Source organism: Acinetobacter calcoaceticus, from assembly GCF_016508255.1.
GTDB lineage: Bacteria > Pseudomonadota > Gammaproteobacteria > Pseudomonadales > Moraxellaceae > Acinetobacter > Acinetobacter calcoaceticus_E.
The window spans coordinates 608,937-630,567 of record NZ_JADVKT010000002.1 but is presented as its reverse complement, the minus strand read 5'-3'; the positions used below and the strand labels follow the sequence as shown (position 1 = coordinate 630,567).

Genomic DNA, 21,631 nt, shown 5'->3' with positions numbered 1-21,631 from the left:
AAATTTAAAGACTTTCGACTTATCATTCGGTCTGAGAGAACTATTTTAATACGCTCAAAACATGTAATATTCGTTACAATTTTAGATCACCAGCGTTTGGCTGCATGATGCGCATAGGATTCTATTTTCATGTCAAATCAGAACGATAAGCTTAAGAGTTTAAAAACTTCTTCCATGGATCGACGCTTATCAATCGCGAAAGCTTCTTTACTGGCAGGAACACGTTGGGCTACTGCAAGTGCTACTTCCCTTTTTTCTAGTGATGAGGAAAAAGAAAAGAAACGTAAAAAAGCAATGAGCGAACAAGCTAATTATCTGGTTTCTGAAATAGGCAAACTTAAGGGTTCTATTGTTAAAATTGGGCAAATGATGGCCCTCTATGGTGAACATTTTTTACCCGAAGAAATTACGCAAGCATTAAACACCCTAAATAATCAGACTGTTGCTTTAGACTGGCCTGCAATTAAACCTCATTTACAAGAGCAGCTGGGTTCTAAGTTAAATGACTTAACGATCGACCATGAACCAATTGGTACAGCATCTCTTGCACAAGTACATCGTGCGACCCGTAAATCAGATGGTTTAGAGCTGGTTTTAAAAATTCAATATCCAGGCGTAGCCTCTGCGATTGATTCAGACATGAGCTTGTTTAAAAACATGCTCAAACTAACACGTATGGTGCCGCAAACCCGTGAATTTGATCAGTGGTTTGATGAAGTACGTGAAATGATGCATCGGGAAGTCGACTATGATGTTGAAGCAGCAACTACACGTCGTTTTGGTGAGCGCTTAAAAGATGACGAACGCTATATCGTTCCTACAATTGTAGATGAATATTGTACCAACCAAGTATTGTGCATGACATTTGAACGTGGTGTTCCAATTAATAGCCCAGTGATGCTATCTCTACCTCAAGAGCGACGTAATCAACTTGGTGAAGCCTCTCTAGAAATTGCTGTTCGTGAGATTTTTGAATGGGGTGAAATGCAAACTGATCCGAATTTTGGTAATTACCTCGTTCGTTTAGGCAATGGACAAGATGTTCAAGATAAAATCGTATTACTAGATTTTGGTGCAATCCGTCAGTTTGATGAACATTTACTTTCTGTTGCACGTCATTTAATTCAAGCAGGTTACAATCACGATAAACAAGCCATGGTAAATGCCATGACTGGATACGAATTTTTTGATGCAATGCCTGAAAGTATTAAACCAGGTATGGCTGATGTTTTCTTATTGGCCACAGAAGCATTTAGTACCCCATCAAATAATCCGGATATGCCACGCGACTTAATGGATGAACACGAACGCTATGACTGGAAAAAAAGTCAATTACATAGCCGTGTAATACAGCAAGCGAGTAAATCGATGGCGTCACGTTATTTCTCTGTTCCTCCAAAAGAATTTATGTTTATTAGCCGTAAATTTATTGGAGCCTATACATTTATGACGGTCATTGATGCCAAAACAAATGTACGTCGCATGATACGTAACTTCGCATAATCTAGTGATGGACTAGAATGACTCTATGTCATTCTAGTCAATACATCTCTATTCCCCCAATAATCAAATTATTTTAAATAAATAAAATCAATAATTTATAATAATATTATTTTCTACCTACCATTTATCTACTCATTTTTCGAATGTCAGTAACGACATAGTTTTTTACTATGAGGCGTGTCAGCATAAAACCATAACAACGTGTTAGGACACAATAATCATGACAAGTATGATCAATAAAGCTCAGGGTTTGGGTTTATCGCTGATCACAAAATTGGCTGGAAGCGATGTACTTGATCAACTCAAATTACGTAAATTTGTAGAGAAATCACTTTACCAAGGTTCAAAAGCTGGCTTTAGAGCATTAAGCCAGACTCAAAAAGCATTTAAACCTAAACAAATTTCACAACAACGTTTGCCTCAACAGCAAAAAAATCTGTTTGATTTAAGCCTAACCGAAGAACAGAAAATGACTTCTGATGCAATGTCCCAATTTGCTCAAGAAGTTTTACTTGGATTAGCACATGACGCAGATCATGCTGCCGAGTTTCCTGAAAGTCTTTGGCAATATATAGAAGATTTAGGACTCAACTATTATGCACTTCCCGAAGCGTTAGGAGGTGTGGCTGCCGAACAAAATATTGTCAGCAATTTACTCATTGCTGAGAAGCTAGCTGAAGGTGATTTTAGTCTTACAGCAGGTTTACTCAGCACGTTTAGTGTCATTAATGCAATTACACGCTGGGGATCTACTGAAGTACAGTCGATGTACCTACCCTGTTTTGCCGAAGATTCTCATATTACCGCGACATTCGCTATTCAAGAAGCGACCCCTGCTTTTAACCCTTATGAGCTAAAAACAAAAGCGTCTCTTGAAAATGACCAATTCTATATTGATGGTGAAAAAACACTTGTTATTTTAGGCGACCTTGCCGATATATTCATAGTTAATGCGGACTTTAACGGTAAGCCGGATGTATTTGTTGTTCAATGCAATGAGAGTATTTCCATTAAAAATTCTCCTGCCATGGGACTTAAAGCAACTGAGACTGCTACATTGCGTTTCAATCACACACCTGCTCTACGCTTAGGTGCAGCAGATTTTGATTACACTGCCTTTCTAGATTTAGGTAATTTAATGTGGTGTGCAATGGCTGTGGGTACTTGCGAAGCGGTTAAAGCATATTGCATTAAATATGCCAATGAAAGAACAGCTTTTGGCGAACCTATCTCTCATCGCCAAAGTGTAGCTTTCATGATTGCAGACATGGCAATCGAAATTGATGCAATGCGTATGTTGATTTTAAACGCAGCCAGCCTTGCAGAATCAGGCAAACCGTTTCATCGAGAGGCTTACCTAGCTCATCTACTTTGTGCTGAAAAATCCATGAAAATTGGTACAGATGGCGTACAAATTCTGGGTGGTCACGGCTTCACTAAAGAACACCCAGTAGAACGTTGGTATCGTGATTTACGCGCAACTGCAATTTTACAATCTGGCCTGCACGCCTAAATTGATCAATCAGAGGATAATTTCATGAATTTACAGAATCCTAAAAAATTCAAAATGATGATTGATCAAGCACATGATGTTGCGATCAATGTTTTACGTCCAATCTCGCGTAAATATGATAAAGCAGAGCATGCATATCCTAAAGAACTCGATATGCTTGCTTCTCTTATCGATGGTATGAACGAAGGTGGTGAAGGCATTAATGCAGGCGCAGCAGGTGCTGGTAAACGTGGTGATTCCGATAACGAAGGTATTCTTAATGGAACCAACATGTCGACAGCTCTGGGCATTATTGAAATGTGTTATGGCGATACAGGCTTATTGCTCAGCATGCCTCGTCAAGGTCTTGGCAACTCAGCCATTGCTGCTGTCGCAAATGATGAACAGCTAGAGCGTTTCAAAGGAACATGGGCAGCAATGGCAATTACTGAGCCGGGCTGTGGTTCTGACTCTGCTGCTATTCGTACGACTGCAACAAAAGATGGCGATGACTATATTTTAAATGGCGAAAAAATATTCGTGACTTCTGGTGAGCGTGCCGACTCTGTTGTTGTCTGGGCTACACTTGACCGTAAGGCTGGACGTGCGGCCATAAAATCATTTGTAGTACCCAAAGGTACACCTGGAATGAAGGTTGAACGACTTGAGTACAAATTGGGTATTAAAGCCTCAGATACAGCTGTGATTAACTTTACGGATTGCCGCGTACCAGCTGAAAATCTTTTAGGAAATGCCGAAGTCGATGTTGCAAAAGGCTTTGCGGGCGTTATGGAAACTTTTGACAATACGCGCCCTTTAGTCGCAGCTATGGCAATTGGTTGTGCAAAAGCTTCATTAGAGCGCATTAAAGAGATCTTTAAAGACCAACTTGATGCAAACTATTCAACACCTTATCTGCAAGCTTCCAATCTTGCTGCTCAAATCTACCGTATGGAGGCTGAATGGGAAGCTGCTCGCCTACTTATGTTAAAGGCAACGTGGATGGCAGATAACAAAAAGCCAAACTCTAAAGAAGCTTCTATTGCGAAAGCCAAAGCTGGCCGTGTTGGTAACGAGATTACCTTAAAATGTGTAGAACTCGCAGCAAGTGTGGGCTACAACGAAGATGAGCTATTAGAGAAATGGGCACGCGATTCAAAAATTCTTGATATTTTTGAAGGTACTCAACAAATTCAACAATTGATCATTGCCAGACGTGAACTTGGCAAATCATCTAGTGAATTAAAATAATAGTGTAAAGGGAATTTCCAAATTTCGGAAATTTAAAAAGCCCTCTCATTAAAATAATGAGAGGGCTTTCGTATTTCAGGAATTAATATTTTTATTTATTCAGTTGTTGTTTCTAATGATTGATCTACTACACCAAATTTCTTAAAGATTTTAGCGCGACGTTTTGAAGAAATATTAGCTTTATTTAAATCACCTTTATAGTGATCAAAAACACGTTTATCCATGATTTTAAACCACAACGAAGGAATTAATGCTGGTAATAACATACTTGCATAACCGCTTGGCAAATCTGGAGCCTCATCAAAATGGCGTAATGCTTGGAATGGACGAGTCGGATAAGCATGATGATCTGAATGACGTTGCAATTGGTACAAGAATAGGTTTGTTACTACATTATTGTTGTTCCAACTATGCTCAGGCATAGTCCGTTCATATTGGCCATTTTCTTTTTTCTGACGCAATAAACCATAATGCTCAATATAGTTAATGATTTCAAAAAGGCTAATACCATAAAAAGCTTGAGTCGCTAAATATGGAAGCGTGCCTTTTCCAAATATACCCAACATGGATGTATGGAATGCAGCAGTCATTCCCCAGCCTTGTAATAATTCATTGTCGGAAGACCAGAATTCTTTACCTTTACGTTTTAAACGATTTGTTTCAATTTCTATTGCGGATTTAAAAGAACCAATCACAGTACGTGGCCAGAACTCATAAAATGTTTCCCCCATACGCGAAGAAGCTGGGTCTTCAGGTGTCGCGGCACGCTTATGATGGCCATAAGGATGCTCAATACGGAAATGGTTATAACCTGTAGGGACTAAAGCAAGATGAGACAAAATATGGTCAATGCGATCATGCTTATGGCTCAGCTCATGAGCTGTATTAATTGCAATACCATTGATTGCCCCCATTGAAACACCAAGCAAAATCTTATCGATAAAAGATGTGGTTTTACGACTTGTTAAATAACATGCATAAACGTTTGCAGCATATTGCAAAGGAATAAAACTCTTCACAAGACGTGAATAATATGGATCTTTTTCTAAAAGCTTAATTTCTTCATCTGTCGGATTTCGTGCATCCTTTCCAATAACAGTGTCAATTGCAGGAATTAATACATGTAATAAAAGTGGGCCACCTAATGCAAAGACTTTTTTTAATGGGCGGGGACCAAATTGATAACCAGCTAAAATTGCCAACCCAATTACAGGCAAAGCCGGACTAATCATCCATAAATAGCGTTTGCGATCTATTTCACGCATAGACGCAGGCACTGCCATAAGTTCTTGCTGAACATTTACTGGTGCGTTCATAGTCATATTTCCTTTTTCTATATGTCTATATAGTTAAAGAAATAGTGTTTAGTTAACAGTAGTAACCGTCCAAAAAACCTATGTTAAAGTCTTTGGCATTTTCTTCCACTTTTTTGTCCTAAAAACACATGTTGATCTATTCTTATAGCTCACTATAATTTTATTAAAATAATGATTGATCATTTAAGTATGGATGCACTAAGTAAATTTTTTGATGATATTCACCTTAATAAGTCTGAATACATCTATTTAAAAGCGCAAGGAGAATGGGCTTTTAAAACACAAGATCAATCTGCTTTACTTGCTTATATTGTTTTAACTGGTTCAGTATATATTCAACTTAACGCTTCAGAAAAAATAACTGCGGCTGCTGGTGATATTATTTTAATTCCTTCAGGGAAAGCACATAGTGCAACTGACTCAAAATCAACAGCGAGTAAGCTGGTAAATTCTCTAGATATCACTTCACTTTTTAACGGTCACAGACAAGACGCAATCGAGTTTGGTACTTCATCTCCAGATAATACATTATTGCTATGTTTACGCTGCCAAATTGATACTCATATGGCTGGACCGCTCATTAATGCGCTGCCGGCCATCATGCATATTCAGCATGAAAATCAAACTAACCCACCTGAATGGTTACAAATTGGACTTTATTTTCTCGCAATTGAAACTCAAAAAATCAGGCCGGGTCATGACAAAATTATTGATCACTTAGTCAGTATTTTGCTCATTGAATGCATTCGTGATCATATTCAACAGATGACAGATCAACAAAACTGGTTAAGTGCCTTAACGCATCCTGAGCTGAGTAATGCACTCTCTGCTATTCATAGCCAACCTGAAGTCACATGGACAGTTGAATCTTTAGCTGAACAATGCTGTATGTCTCGCTCTAAATTTGCAAACCTATTTAGTAGTGTTATTGGTGAACCACCTCTAACTTACTTACAACATTATCGTTTCCGCTTAGCAAGTCAATATTTACGCACGAGTAACTTATCAATTCAGCAAATATCAAATAAGGTCGGTTACTCATCCGAAACAGCATTCAGTCAGGCATTCAAACGAATTTTTGATTTATCTCCTAAACAATATAGACAACAATATATTGAACACAGCTTAGATTAACTACCAATAAAAAAAGCGCCGAGGCGCTTTTTTTATTGAATCAAATTACTATTTAATTTTCGCATGTGATTTTAAATATTGACTGTAATCTTCCAATATTTGTTGACCACGCGATTGGCGATAAAGTTGTTTTAATTGTTGTAATTGATCAGCAGGAATAGCATTCGCAGCAGATGAATTTACATTTGAAACTGCGACAACAACCAGCTCATTTGGTAAATTCGCTGTTGTAACAGACCACATACCTGGTTTAGGTGTAGCTAAGCTAAACGCTGCGCGTTCAATTTCGCGTTTTAATCCTTGTGAACGAGTAAATACACCAGCTGATTCGAATGTCACTTTATTTTTAGCAACAACTTGATCTGCTGGTTGAGTTTTAAATTCAGCCAACATTGTAGCAATTTTTGCTTGAACAGCTTTACGTGCTTTTTCATCGATAACTTTTGCTTTTGCATCATTCATCGCTTGTGCTAAAGGCTTCACACCAGCAGCATGATAATCACGCACTTTAATCCATACCGTATCACCATTCGCTAACTGAATATTAGATGATGCATTACGGTCACCATTTTTAACATCATCATTAAATAGCTTAATTTTAACGTTTGGCTGACTTAAATATGGATTTTGTGTAGCTAAGGTTACGCCATTTAATGATTCAACTTTTGTACTCTTAACTTCTTGTACAATGCCTTCTAAAGAATCATTACCTACAACCATTTCATTTAAACTATTTACTGAATCAGAATAAACATTGGCAATTTTATTCTTCTCAACTTCTGCTACTAAACGAGCTTTTTCAGACTCAAATGAAGGAATCTGGTTAGCTTGAGTTTCAACTTCAATAATATGATAACCATATTGAGTTTTCACTGGCTGTGAAACTTGACCACTTTTTAAACTTAAAACAGTTTTATCAAATGCATCAGAGAAAACACCCGGTGCATATGCCTCAACTAAACCACCCTTCGTTTTTGAACTTGGGTCTTCAGAGAACTGAGATGCAGCTTGTGCAAATGTAAGACCGCCTTGAATTTTGGCATATACTTCTTTTGCAAGTTTTTGAGCAGCGGCATCATCACGAGCATCAGTAGTAATTAAAATATGCTTCACAGTCCGTTTAGCATCTTTTTTCTGAGTTTCAACAAACTTGCTATATGCCTGCTGAAGTTCAGCTTCAGTTGCAGGAGCTGGTTTAGCCATCATTGATGGAGATAGCACAACATAATCCACATCAACAGAAGCCAGTTGTTTAAACTCATTTTGATGCTTGTTGTAATAATCTGTAGCTTCTTGATTAGATGCAGTTAAACCTGTTTTATAACCATCTAATTTAATACTAGCCAAATGTAATGTACGTTGTTCAGTTTGCAAATTCGCAATTTGCATTAAATCAACTTTACTTACCAGAGAGTAATCAGAAAAAGTTGATGTTAGCATTTTTAAAGCATGATCTTGACGAAGGCTAGATATTAAGCCCTGACTCGTCATACCAATAGAACGTAAATAATTTTCATAGAGTTTTTGCGAGAATTGTCCATTCTCTTGCAAACTAGGCTGCTGAGCTAACATTTGCTCAATCTGAGTATCACTCAATGAAATACCTAATTTTTCAGCTTGTTGAATGAGTAAATTACGTGACACTAAAATATCGAGTGCTTTAGCCTGAATAACAGGTAAATTAAGTAAACTCTCATCACCTTTAACAGCAGCTAAATATTGTTGTTTGTAAGACTGAGTTAAAGTTTCAAGGTCTTTTTTAGATATTTCTTGGCCATTTACTGTCTTTGCAACATCAGCCTTGTTTCCCCTATTAAAATATCCTTCAATACCTACAAGTGCTAAAGGGGTCAAAAACAAAATTAGAAGGACTTTGCCGAGCCAACCCTTAATGACTGTACGAAACGATTCCATAAGTATTCCAATATTTTATTTCGAGGAGAATTTTAACTGAAAAACCACAATCAATGAATGAGCAATATTGGTCAATTCAGATTTTTAATAAAAAACGCGCCTATATTGGCGCGTTTAATCATCTTAAAAGATTAAGCTACTGAATCTTTAAGACCTTTACCAGCTTTGAAACTAGGTACTTTTGTTGCTTTAATTTGAAGCTCTTCACCAGTTTTAGGGTTACGACCAGTGCGTGCAGCACGTTCTTTAACACTGAAAGTACCAAAACCAACTAAAGTTACTGTGTCACCTTTTTTAAGGGCTTCAGTAATTGACGCAATTGTCGCATCGAGTGCCTTGCCTGCATCAGTCTTAGATACTCCCCCTTTTTCAGCAATTGCATCGATTAATTCTGATTTATTCATGAATAAAACATCCTCTTAATATCGTTTGTTTAAGGTCCAAGGCTATAGTTTAAAAGGCCATGACGCCTTTATAGCAATGCTTTGGGGGAAAACGCAATACTAGAGCAGGGCTTTTAGCGAAAATAAATGCTAAAAAACTGTTATATATTTGCTAAATCCCAACATTTTTTACTTTTTATTCAATTTTTCTTTCAACTGTTGGTTTTCTTCTATTAAAGCATCGACCTTAATATGGAGCTGTACCAAGAGCTGTTCAATGTGCTGTAAATCCTTCGGAGTGACCAATCCAATCCGGTTTAAAGAATGGTTAACACTGGTATCAAGAATTTTTTCTACTTTATCTTTTGTTTCAGATACAGATTCTTTTGCTTTTTCTGTGACCTTACCAACAGTAGTATCTGCTAAATCGCCCGTTTTAGATTCTAACTCTTCACCGACTTTGACCAAAGAATCAAATAGCTTATTACCTTCTTCTTCCGCGCGTGAAAAAGCCCCTAGCCCTGCTAACCAAATTTGCTTGGTATACTTTCTAAAATCCAAAGCCGATTTTCTTGAACTTTTTGATTTTAATTTAGTTTTTTCTTCTGACTCTTCTGTCTGGGTATCTATATTTGCATTATCCATTGATCTAAGCTCCTAATCAGATGAGAGAGTTGATGACTGATTTGACCACAAAATATTTCTATAATATCAAAGTAAAGACTTGATCCATTTACAAAACTGTTCTACAAAGCAATTAAGTCATGTAAATATATTTAACAGGACATTTATTAAAGTTTGGGATAGGATGTCCCATTCTTCGGTTAACTGCTATTTGTAAGGATAAACTTTTATGAGTGAAACGCAACAAAGACAAAAACATCCCCGTCTGTTGCTGAATATTGTTCTAATTATTTTAGAAACTTTCTTTTCATTTATTCTCACCCACGATGGTGTTCTTCGCTTGCAAGCGAAAAAGTTTATTTCAAACAAAACAACTATTCGTATCAATAGTTACCTCCCTTTTTTCAACTTTTATGTTCAATTTACAGAAAAGGGTTTGCTGTTCGATATTCACTCTTTTGACAGACGTGTCGATCTTGAAATCAATAGTACGCTTATCGATTTGATTAAGATTTTCGCTTTTTCAAACCAGCGTAGTCTTAAGAACATGCGTATTGATGGTGACGAACAAACGAAAAAAGAGCTATTAGATTTGATTTCTCATCTTACTCTGCCCAAGCTTTTAGCTGACTGGAAGCAGTGGTTTAACACACCTGATGATGAGGCAGAAACCCTTACTTCACGTAAACGAATTGCTCCTTTACTTGAAAAAATTGACCAACAACGTTCAGAAATCAATTCACTTCATGTGGAAATCAAACAATATCAAAATCGCATTACTCGCTTACAGCAGCGTCAACGTAACATTAACCTCGCCTTTGGTATAATTAGCCTAATATTTGTTGTTTATTTCATATATAATTTGTGGGTTGCTTAATTTATTTTTCCATTTTGTTCCTGCACTTGAATTAAAAATAAAAAAACTTGACTATTTTAGTCGGGATTCATAAAATCCTATTATCTAGTCTTAACATGTGTATCGAATCATGCGCCTTACAACTCGCGGTCGCTACGCAGTGACTGCTCTACTTGATTTAGCTTTGCAGCCAACTGAACAAACGATCACGCTCGCAGAAATTGCCGCTCGCCAGTCCATTTCAGTTGCTTATTTAGAACAGTTATTCGCAAAACTTAAGCGTCATGGCTTAGTTTCTAGTGTTCGTGGTGCAAATGGTGGTTATCATTTGGCTCGAAATGCTGATGAAATTACTGTGTTAGAAATTATTGAAGCTGTAAATGAAACTGTTGATGCAACACGTTGCGACCACAAAGCTAACTGCCAAAATGGTGCAATGTGTCTCACCCACGATTTATGGCAAGAACTCTCTCATCATATTGCCGACTATTTAGCAAAAATCTCTCTTGCCGACCTCATTAGCCGAGACAACGTTCAAACTGTTGCATTGCGCCAAAATGTGACTGGCACAGATTCAGCTCTTTTATCGGGTACAGGTATTTGATATGAAACGTCCAATTTATCTTGATTACGCAGCAACCACTCCAGTAGATCCGCAAGTTGCAGAACGTATGATGGAGTGTTTAACTTTCGACGGTACCTTTGGTAATGCTGCATCTCGTTCCCATGCGTATGGCTGGCAGGCAGAAGAAAAAGTTGAATATGCACGTGAGCAAGTCGCAAATTTAATTAAAGCTGACCCACGTGAAATCGTTTGGACTTCTGGTGCAACTGAATCAGATAACCTTGCTCTTAAAGGTGTAGCACAATTTTATGCATCTAAAGGCAAACATATTATTACAAGTAAAATTGAACACAAAGCTGTTCTAGATCCTTGTCGTGAATTAGAAGAACAAGGTTTTGAAATCACCTATTTAGAACCAGAACCTCGAACTGGTTTAATTACTCCTGAAATGGTAAAGGCTGCTCTTCGTCCTGATACTGTTCTTGTTTCCCTTATGATGGTAAACAATGAAATTGGTACTGTGACAGATGTAGCAGCGATTGGTGAATTAACACGTGCCAATAAAACATTCTTCCATGTAGATGCTGCTCAAGCTGCTGGTAAAGTTGAAATCGATCTATCTACCATGAAGATTGATCTTATGAGCTTCTCTGCTCATAAAATTTATGGTCCAAAAGGTATCGGTGCATTATATGTACGTCGCAGCCCACGTGTTCGCTTAAAAGCACAAATTCATGGCGGTGGTCATGAACGTGGTATGCGTTCTGGTACTTTAGCTACTCACCAAATTGTTGGTATGGGTGAAGCTTTTGAAATTGCCGGCAAAACAATGCATGCAGAACAAGAGCGCATTCGCAAACTACGCGACAAGCTTTGGAATGGTTTACAAGGCCTTGAACAGGTTTTCTTAAACGGCCATCCAACTCAAAACGTTGCTAACTATTTAAATGTCAGCTTTAACTTTGTTGAAGGTGAATCTTTAATGATGGCACTTAAAGATGCAGCTGTATCAAGTGGTTCTGCTTGTACTTCTGCAACATTAGAGCCTTCATACGTTCTTCGCGCATTAGGTTTATCTGATGAGCTAGCACACAGCTCGATCCGTTTCAGTTTTGGTAAATACACAACTGAAGAAGATATTGATCATGTGCTTACAATTACCAAAGCCGCTGTTGAGAAATTACGTGAACTTTCTCCGCTTTGGGATATGTATAAAGAAGGTATTGATCTTTCTACAGTTGAATGGGCTGAACACTAATTCATTGAAATTAGTGTTTTTACCCTCATATTAATATTAGGCTGACCCCGAGGTTTGGAGAAGCGAAATGGCTTATAGCGAAAAGGTAATTGATCATTACGAAAACCCTCGTAATGTTGGTGTTTTAGACAAAAACTCTGAAAATGTAGGTACAGGCATGGTGGGTGCACCAGCATGTGGCGACGTGATGCGTTTACAAATTCAAGTAAACGATAGCGGTGTGATTGAAGAAGCACGCTTTAAAACTTATGGCTGTGGTTCTGCAATTGCATCAAGCTCACTTGTAACCGAGTGGTTAAAAGGCAAGACTCTTGATGAAGCTCAAGCGATCAAGAATATTGATATCGCAACTGAGCTTGCACTTCCACCAGTAAAAGTTCACTGCTCTGTACTAGCTGAAGATGCGATTAAAGCTGCGATTGAAGATTACCGCACTAAAAAATCAAAAGCTTAATTTGTTATTACTGTAAACGTTGGAGTTTTCATGATTCATTTAACTGAAAATGCTGCGACTCATATTAGCAATTACCTTAAGAACCGAGGTAAGGGTGAAGGCATTCGCGTGGGTGTGAAAACTTCTGGTTGTTCTGGGTTGGCTTACGTTCTTGAATTTGTTGATTCTGTCGATGAACATGACGAAGTTTTCGATCAATTTGGCGTTAAGGTATTTGTAGATCCAAAAAGTCTTGTGTATTTAGAAGGCTTAGAAATGGACTACGTTAAAAATGGCCTTAATGAAGGGTTCGAATTTAACAATCCTAATAAAAAAGGTGAATGTGGTTGCGGTGAGTCTTTCACTGTATAACCCTTCTCCTTCCATCTCTCATTAAAACAGTGTCTTTTTATAGCACTGTTTTAATGTATTTAATTAACGTGGACCTCCTTTCTAATGAATCATTTTGAGTTGTTCAATTTACCCGTAGAACTCGATATCGATTTGGCGAGCTTAAAATCTAGTTTCTTGAATTTACAGCAGCAATATCATCCAGATAAAGCAGAAGATAAAAATCAAGCGTTGATCAAATCAAGTGAAATTAATCAAGCTTTTAAAACCTTATCGCAAATAGATAGCCGCGCTGCTTATCTTTTAGCATTAAAAAAGCAAGACCATCACCTTGATCAATCTATTAGCGATTTTGAATTCTTACAATCGGCTTTAGAACTTCGTGAACAACTTGATGAAGCAACCTCACAAGAGCATCTAAGCACTCTTAAACAAGAAGTGTTTCAGTGGATAGAAAGTTTAGTTCGCGAATTTAAAATTGATTACTCAGATGAAGACTGGGGTGAAGCTCGCGATACTGTACGTAAATTACGGTTCTTTCAGCGCGTTCTTAATGATATTGAAAAAGCAGAAGATCGAATGTTGGATGACGAAGACAACTTTGATTTAGACGATGATTTTTAATTTTGCTTTTTCCAATTTATATTCAAGGGATTTAACTCATGGCACTTTTGCAAATTGCTGAACCGGGTCAATCCAGTGCCCCACATGAACACCGCATTGCGATTGGTATCGACCTAGGAACAACACATTCTTTAGTTGCGACAGTGTTATCAGGCAAACCTAAAGTACTCAATGACGAAAAAGAAAGAAGACTACTTCCTTCTATTGTGCACTATGGAAATGATGTAACTCACTATGGTGAAGAAGCAAAGCCTTTCCTTATTGCCGACCCCAAAAATACAATTGTTTCTGTAAAACGCTTTATGGGTCGTTCAAAAGCAGATATCAAATTTCAGCATCCGTATGAGTTAATGGGCTCTGAAAATGAGATGCCAGCTTTTGAAACACGCGCTGGTCGTAAAACCCCTGTTGAAATTTCTGCTGAAATTTTAAAACAATTAAAAGATCGTGCTGAAACTAGCTTACAGAATCCAGTAAATGGTGCAGTCATTACTGTTCCTGCCTATTTCGATGAAGCTCAGCGACAAGCTACTCGTGATGCAGCACAACTTGCTGGTTTGAATGTATTACGTTTATTAAATGAGCCAACCGCTGCTGCAGTAGCTTATGGTTTAGACCAAGAAACTAATTTAGCGACAGATCATAACTATGTAATTTATGATTTAGGTGGTGGTACTTTTGACGTATCAATCTTGCGTTTCTCACAAGGTGTCTTTGAAGTATTAGCTACAGGCGGCCACACTGCTTTAGGTGGTGATGATTTAGATCGTCTCATTGTTAAATGGGCTAAAAAGCAGTTAGATATTGATACCTTGAGCGATGAAGCATATGCAGTATTTATTGTTGCTGCTCGTCAAGCAAAAGAACAACTATCTTCGCAAGAATCAGTTCAGTTAAGACTACTTGAAAATGTACTAACACTTGATCGTCCAACTTTTGAAAGCATTATTCAAGTTGCTTTAGATAAAACAATCAGTGTTTGTAAACGTGTTTTACGTGATGCAAAACTTGAATTATCAGACATTCAAAATGTTGTTTTAGTGGGTGGCTCTACCCGTTCGTATGCTGTTCAACAAGCGGTTCGTAATGTATTTAATCAAGAACCGCTTTGTACGATCAACCCTGATGAAGTAGTTGCAATAGGTGCTTCCATTACTGCCAACCAATTAATTGGAAACAGTCAAGACGGTTCATTACTTTTAGATGTAACTCCTCTTTCACTTGGTTTAGAAACCATGGGTGGATTAGTAGAACGCCTTATTTCACGTAACACTGCTATTCCAGTTGCTCGTCGCCAAGAATTCACAACTTATCAAGATGGCCAAACTGCCATGCTTATCCATGTGGTTCAAGGTGAACGTGATTTGGTAGAACATTGCCGTTCACTAGGAAAATTTGTCCTTCACGGCATTCCTTCAATGACTGCGGGTCAAGCACGCATTGAAGTTACCTTTCAGGTAGATGCAGATGGCCTACTCACTGTTTCGGCTCGTGAAACGACTTCAGGCGTACAGGCTCAAATTGATATTAAGCCATCTTATGGGTTATCAGAAACTGATACTGAACGCTTATTAATTGAAGGTTTCCAACACGCGGAAGAAGATAAAAATCTGCGCCATTTAAAAGAAACCAAAGTTGAAGCTCAACGTGAGCTTGAAGCTTTAGAACAAGCTCTCAAAGTTGATGCTGATTTACTTAATAATGAGCAGCTCGAAGCACTTAAAACTGCTGAAAATTTCCTGAAAGTTCAACTTGAAGGCGATGAGATTCAAGCGATTGAAAAAGCTGTAGAACAACTTAAAGTACATAGTGATGCTTTTGCCGCACTACGTATGAATCGACATATTGACCACGCCTTAAAAGGTACAAAACTTGAAGATTGGTCAAATTCAAACTAAAGGTATAGGTGATCAATATGCCCCGTATTAAAGTACTTCCTCATGCTCAGTTTTGCCCTGAAGGCGCAGAATTTGAAGTCGAACAAAATGCAAATCTTTGTCAAAGTTTGCTTGATCGAGGAATTAAAATTGAACACGCTTGTGACATGTCGTGTGCTTGTACAACGTGTCATGTAGTTGTTCGCAAGGGCTTTGATAGTCTAGAAGAAATGGATGATGTTGAAGCAGATCTTTTAGATCGGGCTTGGGGTCTTGAACCAGATTCTCGTCTTTCTTGCCAGGTGAAGATTGTTGATGAAGATTTAGAAATTGAGATTCCTAAATATACAATCAACCACGCCTCTGAAAATCATTAAAATAAAAAAGCTGCTTTAAAAGCAGCTTTTTTTTAACTTCATTTTTTAAACCTGATCTTGCTGATCAACTTCAATAGGCTTAACTTCATCTTCGAGTCTTAATCGGGCAATACCTTGAGTATTAATTAAAGTTTGTTGAACTTTAATCCGTTGAATCATTTTCTCAAGTACTTCTACCAACTCTGGATATTCATAGTTTTGTACTTCTTCTAAATTAAGTACTAGATGAAAGCCTTTATACTCATAGTCGAACCATTGTTGATGATCTGACTTATTCCCTGTGTACTTCTCCATCACCTGCCATGTCTTTACTGCACCTTGAATACCTTTTAAGTAAATTGGCGTTTTTGGAGCACAAAGAAAATCACTTTTGATTAATTGATAAGTATCATCTGAAATTAAAATTTCATCTATTTCAGCAGCATATTGTAAACGAGCTGCCAAATTCACATCACGACCTACAATCGTATAAGCCATACGATGTGTTGCCCCATAATTTCCCACGTGGCAGTAACCCGTACTAATCCCCATACGAATGTGTAAGGCTGAATAGCCCATTTTTTTCCAACGCTCACGTAACAATTTCATTTCTTGACGCATAGCGATTGCCATCTCTACACATGCTTTAGCATCTTGCTCTACCCCCTGAGAATTCGGATCGCCAAAAAATATGAGGATAGCATCCCCCATAAATTTATCGACAGTAGCTTCATACTGCTTCGCAATTTCCGTCATATGGCTTAAATAGTCATTAAGCAAAAATGCTAAATCATCAGGAATTAAAGTTTCAGATAACTCTGTAAAGCCCTGAATATCAGAAAAAAATACAGTCATTTTTTTACGTTTATATTCAATTTTTGCTTCCGCTTCACCACGCATAATAGACTGCCACAACTGTAGTGGCGCATAACGGCTTAACTGATTAGCAAAAGCAATATAACGCGTCATTTGATCATAGTAATGTTGACGTTGCTGACTGATTTTTTTAACCCAGCGATGTTGGTAATAATTTCCAATGGTAATAAACATAACCAAGCCCAAGAGTGTAATTACAGTTAACTCTTGGCTAGTAGGTTCAAAATATGTATAAAAACCAAATAGGAAAAAAGTACTTAAATAGAAAATTATCGCGCCTAACAAGCTAGTCAAACAAATGACTGCAAAAGAAATACGACTATTAATTGCTGAATAAAATAATGCAAATACTGCAATAAATGTAGGTACTAAGTTAAGATGCAGACCTGCTAAGGTGACTGCTACAACAATTGCATCGATTGCAAAGAAAACACTCTTTTGAGTTTTTTTGTCAAATTGATACTGAAGCCAGTGTTCTAACTTCGAGCTAATAAAAAGCAAAAATAAGAAAAAAGGTGGAACGTAGATCTGATAATTTGTATTAGGTGAGGTAAAAGCATAGATCACTAAAATTAAGGACAGAATTGAATATCCCATCAAGCGATGAAAATATGCAAACTGCTTAGGCTCTCTATCGATAAACCTCTCTAATTGCACCCTGTCCTCCACACCTCAATGTAGCCACATTCATATAAATGTGGCATTGCATTGATTTAATCCATGCGCCAATCAAAAGGCATATCACCTTGACCACGTAAAGCAAGCATAAGGGTTTGACGCATATGAGCCAGTACATCATTTGTGTATGGAACTGCAGGTGTGCCCCAAACTGGCTTAGGCCATGCAACATCATTTTGATAACGCACGACATGATGGAAATGCAACTGAGGTACCATGTTACCTAGAGCTGCAACATTCATTTTATCAGCACGGAATACTCGAGATAGTTGGCTAGACAACCAACTTGATTCACGTAAAAACTGCTCTTGATCAGCTTGGCTCAATTCATATAATTCTGTGATTCCCGGAACACGAGGGATTAAAATCAACCACGGGAATTGCATATCATTCATTAAACGACATGTTGAAAGCGGAAAATCGCCTACAAAAAAAGTATCTTGAGCAAGTTGTGGATGCAAACTAAACATATCTTTTATAAATGACAATAAACAATAATGGCTAATACTATCACATCAGTTTTGATGTGAGTATTGCTAGTGGCTGGTTTGATTACAAATAACAATGATTTTATGCACTTATTCCTCCTATGATCCGAGAAATCGTGCATAAAATTCTGATATCAACTTACAAAAAATTTGTATCGAATAAAAATCACTTTAAAACACTATTTAAGCATGTAATTCATTTAATAATTTCGCTAATAAATCATTAATAAATTGAATGCGTTTTTCGTATTCTTCAAGTTGAACCATAACCTTTAAACGCTGACCACCTTCCATACGATAATAGGTCGGATGCTTTTGCATGAGTTGGATAATACTAATGGCCTGAACAGGCGTATCAGGTGAGAATTCAATATTGCCACCTTGAGTATTAATATCGATTTTGGTGATACCCAATTGCTCTGCTTTCAAACGAACCTGATGAACACTAAACAAATGTTTAACCGATTGCGGTGGAACTCCAAAACGGTCAATTAACTCCATACGGATATTGTCCAGTTTTTCTTGCGTATCTGTATTACTAATACGTTTATAAAACAATAGACGCTGGTGAACATCACCTAGATATTCATCTGGAATAAGCGCAGGAATATGCAAATTAATTTCTGCTGTTAGCGATAAAGGTGCATCAAAATTCGGGGTCTTACCTTGCTGAATTGCCTTAGTGGCTTTCTCCAGCATTTCCATATACAGACTATATCCAATTGCCTGCATTGAGCCGCTTTGTTGCTCACCTAAAAGCTCACCCGCACCGCGAATTTCTAAATCTTCTGTAGCGAGCATGAAACCAGCCCCCAGAGTTGAAGCACGCTGGATTGCATCTAAACGTTTTTCTGCATCACCTTTTAAATGTTTTATAGAAGGAACTAATAGATAAGCATAGGCTTGGTGATGTGATCGTCCTACACGGCCGCGTAATTGATGTAATTGAGCTAAACCAAGTTTGTCAGCCCTTTCTATCAAAATTGTATTGGCATTTGGAACATCAATTCCAGTTTCAATGATAGTTGAGCATACCAATACATTAAATTCTTTGTGATAGAACTGCTGCATGACTTGTTCGAGTTCTCTTTCTCTCATTTGTCCATGAGCTACTGCAACACGAGCTTCAGGCACAAGAACACGGATGTTTTCAGCAGCTCTTTCAATCGTATCGACTTCATTATGTAAGAAATATACTTGGCCGCCACGTAATAATTCACGCAAGATGGCTTCTTTAATAGAAGCTTCTGTATGTTCTTGTACAAATGTTTTAACCGCTAAACGACGGGCTGGCGGTGTAGCAATGATAGATAAATCACGCATTCCCGAAAAAGCCATATTTAAAGTTCGTGGAATTGGTGTTGCGGTAAGTGTCAACATATCTACATCTGCACGCAATGCCTTGATACGCTCTTTATCACGCACACCAAATCGATGTTCTTCGTCAACCACCATTAGGCCCAAGTCTTTAAATTGCACATTTTCTTGTAAAAGCTTATGTGTTCCCACCACAATATCGACTTTACCAGCAATTAAATCTTCAATATTTTTTGTATGGGTTTTATTTGAGCCAAAGCGTGACAACACTTCTATACGCACAGGCCAATCAGCAAAACGATCTTTAAAAGACTCATAATGTTGTTGTGCAAGTAAAGTTGTAGGTACTAAAACAGCTACTTGCTTACCATTTTGCACAGCAACAAACGCAGCTCGCATTGCCACTTCAGTTTTACCGAAACCTACATCGCCACAAACAAGGCGATCCATAGGTCTAGCTTGTTGCATGTCGTGAAGAGTCGCTTCAATAGCATTCGCCTGATCAAGTGTTTCTTCATAGGCAAATCCACTGGCAAATTGCATATAAAGCGATTGATCGAGTTCAAAACCAAAACCAGGTTTTGACTGACGACGTGCTTGTATATGTAATAACTCGGCTGCAACATCATGAATTTGTTCTAAAGCTTTACGTTTAGCTTTACTCCACGCATCACTTCCAATTTTATGAAGTGGAGCTAAATCTGGGTCTCCGCCACTGTAGCGACTGATAAGATGCAAATTAGTCACGGGCACATAAACTTTTGCCTCGTCCGCATAATTTAATTGCAAGAACTCATAGTCTTGCCCTTCAATTGCTAAAGTCACTAATCCTGCATAACGTCCCACACCATGATCGATATGGACAACAGGAGCACCAATACTTAACTCAGTCAAACTGCGAATTAAGAACTCTTCTGAAACTTCTTGCTGACGTTTGCGTCGACGTTGAACTACCCGATGCTCATATAACTGGTTTTCTGAAATAACCGACAATTGGTCTGTTAAAAGCAATCCTCGGTCTAGCGGTGCATTTGTAATAGCAATTGCAAACTGACTTGTCTGAAATTGTTCAAAACTATCTACGCCAGGGATATCTCCCAAACTAGCTCGTAAACCATCTCTTAAGCTTTCACGTCTACCTGCACTTTCTGCAACCAATAAAACAGGATGATTTGCTTCATCAATATATTTTTTGACTATTGAAAATGGTTTTTCTTTTTTAGGATCGACTGCTAACTTCGGTGGCTGCTCTACCTTAAGGTTTAATGCACCAGTTTTTTCTTCAACCAACTCCGCACTCACCAGCATACGTGGAAACTGATTTAAAGCACTGAGCAAATGGTTTGGAGCAATAAATAATTCTTCAGGAGGAAGAATTGGCTGATCTACGTTATGACGTCTATCTTCATAACGACGATAAACTTCTTTCCAAAAGTTAGTTAAATCAGTGTCCACTTCATGAGTTGTAATTACAATGCAATTCTTTGGAAAGTACGTTGTAATTGTACTTTGCGATTGCATGTGCGCTTTATCAAAAAATAATGGTAGATAGAATTCAATTCCCGGCGAAGCAATTCCCTCAAGGACATCTTGATAAATCGGATTTTTCTTTGGATTAGCCGTAGGAAAAAGTTCAGAATATCGATCTCTAAAAATTGAACGGGCTTCTTTTAATGGGAATTCTTTTGCAGGTAAAACTGTAAAACTTTTTAGAGTTGTGGTGGTTCTCTGTGTTTCTGGATCAAAGAATTTTAATGTATCGATTTCATCATCAAACAGATCAATACGAATAGGTGCTTCTTGTCCTGACGCAAAAATATCCATAATACTGCCACGTACAGCAAACTCACCGTGATCATAAACAGTATCTACCAAATGATAACCGGCTTGTACTAAACGTAACTTCTGCTGTTCTAAATCAAATTTTTGCCCAACATGAATATCAAAATGTTCACCCAAAACCCATGAATACGGTGCCACTCTTTGAGCTAAAGTACTTGCTGAAAGGAGCAATACGCCCTTCTGAGGCATATTAGATAAAATTGCTAGACGTTCTGAAACAATATCTTGATGAGGTGACAAGCGATCATACGGTAAGATTTCCCAATCAGGAAAAATTGTCGGTTTTATGCCATAAAACTCAAGTTCACTTTCTAATTGAGCAACATGTTGGTTATTTCTGGCGACCACAACAAGTAAAGATGGATGCTGAACAGCAATTTCTTTAAATAATAATGCAGCAGATGAACCTAATAACGACCCCACCCAACGCTTTTCACCGGCTTTGAGCTGTTGTAAATTCAATTGAGAGATTTCTTGTTGAAACATGTATATG

Annotated in this window: 19 protein-coding genes; 12 read left to right on the top strand and 7 right to left on the bottom strand. The window is 37.8% G+C overall.

The window, feature by feature from the left end; genetic code table 11:
* Positions 1–129 precede the first annotated feature (129 nt).
* The 3 genes from I5515_RS06930 (at position 130) to I5515_RS06920 (ending at position 4,246) form a co-directional block, all read left to right on the top strand.
* Positions 130–1,503, top strand: coding sequence for an ABC1 kinase family protein (locus tag I5515_RS06930; protein ID WP_199965377.1), 1,374 nt, complete (start codon positions 130–132; stop codon positions 1,501–1,503).
* A 229-nt stretch (positions 1,504–1,732) separates the two neighbouring features.
* Positions 1,733–3,016 carry an acyl-CoA dehydrogenase family protein gene (locus I5515_RS06925; RefSeq protein ID WP_199965523.1) on the top strand — a complete coding sequence of 428 codons (1,284 nt, stop codon included), beginning with the start codon at positions 1,733–1,735 and terminating at the stop codon, positions 3,014–3,016.
* Positions 3,017–3,040: 24 nt separating this feature from the next.
* Complete coding sequence (locus I5515_RS06920) at positions 3,041–4,246, top strand: acyl-CoA dehydrogenase family protein (RefSeq protein WP_199965376.1); 1,206 nt, start codon at positions 3,041–3,043, stop codon at positions 4,244–4,246.
* Between the two features lie 95 nt (positions 4,247–4,341).
* On the opposite strand, the gene I5515_RS06915 is transcribed toward I5515_RS06920, so the two are convergent.
* Complete coding sequence (locus tag I5515_RS06915; RefSeq protein WP_199965375.1) at positions 4,342–5,562, bottom strand: alkane 1-monooxygenase; 1,221 nt, start codon at positions 5,560–5,562, stop codon at positions 4,342–4,344.
* Between the two features lie 189 nt (positions 5,563–5,751).
* Between I5515_RS06915 and I5515_RS06910 the strand changes: the two genes are divergently transcribed.
* Positions 5,752–6,696, top strand: a complete 945-nt coding sequence (locus I5515_RS06910) for an AraC family transcriptional regulator (RefSeq protein WP_413784475.1) — start codon at positions 5,752–5,754, stop codon at positions 6,694–6,696.
* Positions 6,697–6,744: 48 nt separating this feature from the next.
* Here I5515_RS06910 and I5515_RS06905 read toward each other — a convergent pair whose 3' ends face one another.
* From I5515_RS06905 to I5515_RS06895, 3 genes are all read right to left on the bottom strand, one after another.
* Positions 6,745–8,610 carry a SurA N-terminal domain-containing protein gene (locus I5515_RS06905; protein ID WP_199965373.1) on the bottom strand — a complete coding sequence of 622 codons (1,866 nt, stop codon included), beginning with the start codon at positions 8,608–8,610 and terminating at the stop codon, positions 6,745–6,747.
* Positions 8,611–8,741: 131 nt separating this feature from the next.
* Positions 8,742–9,014, bottom strand: coding sequence for an HU family DNA-binding protein (locus I5515_RS06900; protein WP_001043034.1), 273 nt, complete (start codon positions 9,012–9,014; stop codon positions 8,742–8,744).
* Positions 9,015–9,182: 168 nt separating this feature from the next.
* Positions 9,183–9,638: a phasin family protein gene (locus I5515_RS06895; protein ID WP_199965372.1), complete on the bottom strand. Its 456-nt coding sequence runs from the start codon at positions 9,636–9,638 to the stop codon at positions 9,183–9,185.
* A gap of 208 nt (positions 9,639–9,846) precedes the next feature.
* On the opposite strand from I5515_RS06895, the gene I5515_RS06890 reads away from it, so the two are divergent.
* The 8 genes from I5515_RS06890 to fdx all read left to right on the top strand — a co-directional run bounded on the left by I5515_RS06890 (position 9,847) and on the right by fdx (position 15,958).
* Positions 9,847–10,494 (top strand): hypothetical protein, encoded by a 648-nt coding sequence (locus I5515_RS06890; RefSeq protein ID WP_199965371.1) that lies wholly within the window; start codon positions 9,847–9,849, stop codon positions 10,492–10,494.
* A gap of 109 nt (positions 10,495–10,603) precedes the next feature.
* Positions 10,604–11,077 (top strand): Rrf2 family transcriptional regulator, encoded by a 474-nt coding sequence (locus tag I5515_RS06885; RefSeq protein ID WP_003651563.1) that lies wholly within the window; start codon positions 10,604–10,606, stop codon positions 11,075–11,077.
* Position 11,078: 1 nt separating this feature from the next.
* Entirely contained in the window at positions 11,079–12,296 is a 1,218-nt protein-coding gene (locus I5515_RS06880; RefSeq protein WP_009387124.1) for an IscS subfamily cysteine desulfurase, read from the top strand.
* 67 nt (positions 12,297–12,363) lie between these two features.
* Positions 12,364–12,750 carry a Fe-S cluster assembly scaffold IscU gene (gene iscU / locus I5515_RS06875; RefSeq protein WP_004792646.1) on the top strand — a complete coding sequence of 129 codons (387 nt, stop codon included), beginning with the start codon at positions 12,364–12,366 and terminating at the stop codon, positions 12,748–12,750.
* Positions 12,751–12,780: 30 nt separating this feature from the next.
* Positions 12,781–13,101 (top strand): iron-sulfur cluster assembly protein IscA, encoded by a 321-nt coding sequence (iscA, locus tag I5515_RS06870; RefSeq protein ID WP_009387121.1) that lies wholly within the window; start codon positions 12,781–12,783, stop codon positions 13,099–13,101.
* An 84-nt stretch (positions 13,102–13,185) separates the two neighbouring features.
* Positions 13,186–13,704: a Fe-S protein assembly co-chaperone HscB gene (gene hscB / locus I5515_RS06865; RefSeq protein WP_199965370.1), complete on the top strand. Its 519-nt coding sequence runs from the start codon at positions 13,186–13,188 to the stop codon at positions 13,702–13,704.
* Positions 13,705–13,742: 38 nt separating this feature from the next.
* A complete protein-coding gene (hscA, locus tag I5515_RS06860; RefSeq protein WP_199965369.1) occupies positions 13,743–15,602 on the top strand; it encodes a Fe-S protein assembly chaperone HscA in 1,860 nt (619 codons plus the stop codon).
* A gap of 17 nt (positions 15,603–15,619) precedes the next feature.
* Positions 15,620–15,958: an ISC system 2Fe-2S type ferredoxin gene (fdx, locus tag I5515_RS06855; protein WP_009387062.1), complete on the top strand. Its 339-nt coding sequence runs from the start codon at positions 15,620–15,622 to the stop codon at positions 15,956–15,958.
* Between the two features lie 45 nt (positions 15,959–16,003).
* Here the strand turns inward: fdx and I5515_RS06850 are convergent, their stop codons facing one another.
* The 3 genes from I5515_RS06850 to mfd form a co-directional block, all read right to left on the bottom strand.
* Positions 16,004–17,470, bottom strand: coding sequence for an adenylate/guanylate cyclase domain-containing protein (locus I5515_RS06850; RefSeq protein ID WP_199965368.1), 1,467 nt, complete (start codon positions 17,468–17,470; stop codon positions 16,004–16,006).
* A 56-nt stretch (positions 17,471–17,526) separates the two neighbouring features.
* The gene (locus tag I5515_RS06845) at positions 17,527–17,961 is read right to left on the bottom strand and encodes an HIT domain-containing protein (RefSeq protein WP_002117900.1); all 435 of its coding nucleotides are present in this window, start codon (positions 17,959–17,961) and stop codon (positions 17,527–17,529) included.
* 201 nt (positions 17,962–18,162) lie between these two features.
* Entirely contained in the window at positions 18,163–21,624 is a 3,462-nt protein-coding gene (mfd, locus tag I5515_RS06840; RefSeq protein ID WP_199965367.1) for a transcription-repair coupling factor, read from the bottom strand.
* Between the last annotated feature and the right edge of the window lie 7 nt (positions 21,625–21,631).

What these genes read in the sequence shown, in the direction of transcription:
- I5515_RS06930 (WP_199965377.1), top strand. Translation starts at nt 130, where the DNA reads ATGTCAAATCAGAACGATAAGCTTAAGAGTTTAAAAACTTCTTCCATG.
- I5515_RS06925 (WP_199965523.1), top strand. Translation starts at nt 1,733, where the DNA reads ATGATCAATAAAGCTCAGGGTTTGGGTTTATCGCTGATCACAAAATTG.
- I5515_RS06920 (WP_199965376.1), top strand. Translation starts at nt 3,041, where the DNA reads ATGAATTTACAGAATCCTAAAAAATTCAAAATGATGATTGATCAAGCA.
- I5515_RS06915 (WP_199965375.1), bottom strand. Translation starts at nt 5,562, where the DNA reads ATGAACGCACCAGTAAATGTTCAGCAAGAACTTATGGCAGTGCCTGCG.
- I5515_RS06910 (WP_413784475.1), top strand. Translation starts at nt 5,752, where the DNA reads ATGGATGCACTAAGTAAATTTTTTGATGATATTCACCTTAATAAGTCT.
- I5515_RS06905 (WP_199965373.1), bottom strand. Translation starts at nt 8,610, where the DNA reads ATGGAATCGTTTCGTACAGTCATTAAGGGTTGGCTCGGCAAAGTCCTT.
- I5515_RS06900 (WP_001043034.1), bottom strand. Translation starts at nt 9,014, where the DNA reads ATGAATAAATCAGAATTAATCGATGCAATTGCTGAAAAAGGGGGAGTA.
- I5515_RS06895 (WP_199965372.1), bottom strand. Translation starts at nt 9,638, where the DNA reads ATGGATAATGCAAATATAGATACCCAGACAGAAGAGTCAGAAGAAAAA.
- I5515_RS06890 (WP_199965371.1), top strand. Translation starts at nt 9,847, where the DNA reads ATGAGTGAAACGCAACAAAGACAAAAACATCCCCGTCTGTTGCTGAAT.
- I5515_RS06885 (WP_003651563.1), top strand. Translation starts at nt 10,604, where the DNA reads ATGCGCCTTACAACTCGCGGTCGCTACGCAGTGACTGCTCTACTTGAT.
- I5515_RS06880 (WP_009387124.1), top strand. Translation starts at nt 11,079, where the DNA reads ATGAAACGTCCAATTTATCTTGATTACGCAGCAACCACTCCAGTAGAT.
- iscU (WP_004792646.1), top strand. Translation starts at nt 12,364, where the DNA reads ATGGCTTATAGCGAAAAGGTAATTGATCATTACGAAAACCCTCGTAAT.
- iscA (WP_009387121.1), top strand. Translation starts at nt 12,781, where the DNA reads ATGATTCATTTAACTGAAAATGCTGCGACTCATATTAGCAATTACCTT.
- hscB (WP_199965370.1), top strand. Translation starts at nt 13,186, where the DNA reads ATGAATCATTTTGAGTTGTTCAATTTACCCGTAGAACTCGATATCGAT.
- hscA (WP_199965369.1), top strand. Translation starts at nt 13,743, where the DNA reads ATGGCACTTTTGCAAATTGCTGAACCGGGTCAATCCAGTGCCCCACAT.
- fdx (WP_009387062.1), top strand. Translation starts at nt 15,620, where the DNA reads ATGCCCCGTATTAAAGTACTTCCTCATGCTCAGTTTTGCCCTGAAGGC.
- I5515_RS06845 (WP_002117900.1), bottom strand. Translation starts at nt 17,961, where the DNA reads ATGTTTAGTTTGCATCCACAACTTGCTCAAGATACTTTTTTTGTAGGC.
- mfd (WP_199965367.1), bottom strand. Translation starts at nt 21,624, where the DNA reads ATGTTTCAACAAGAAATCTCTCAATTGAATTTACAACAGCTCAAAGCC.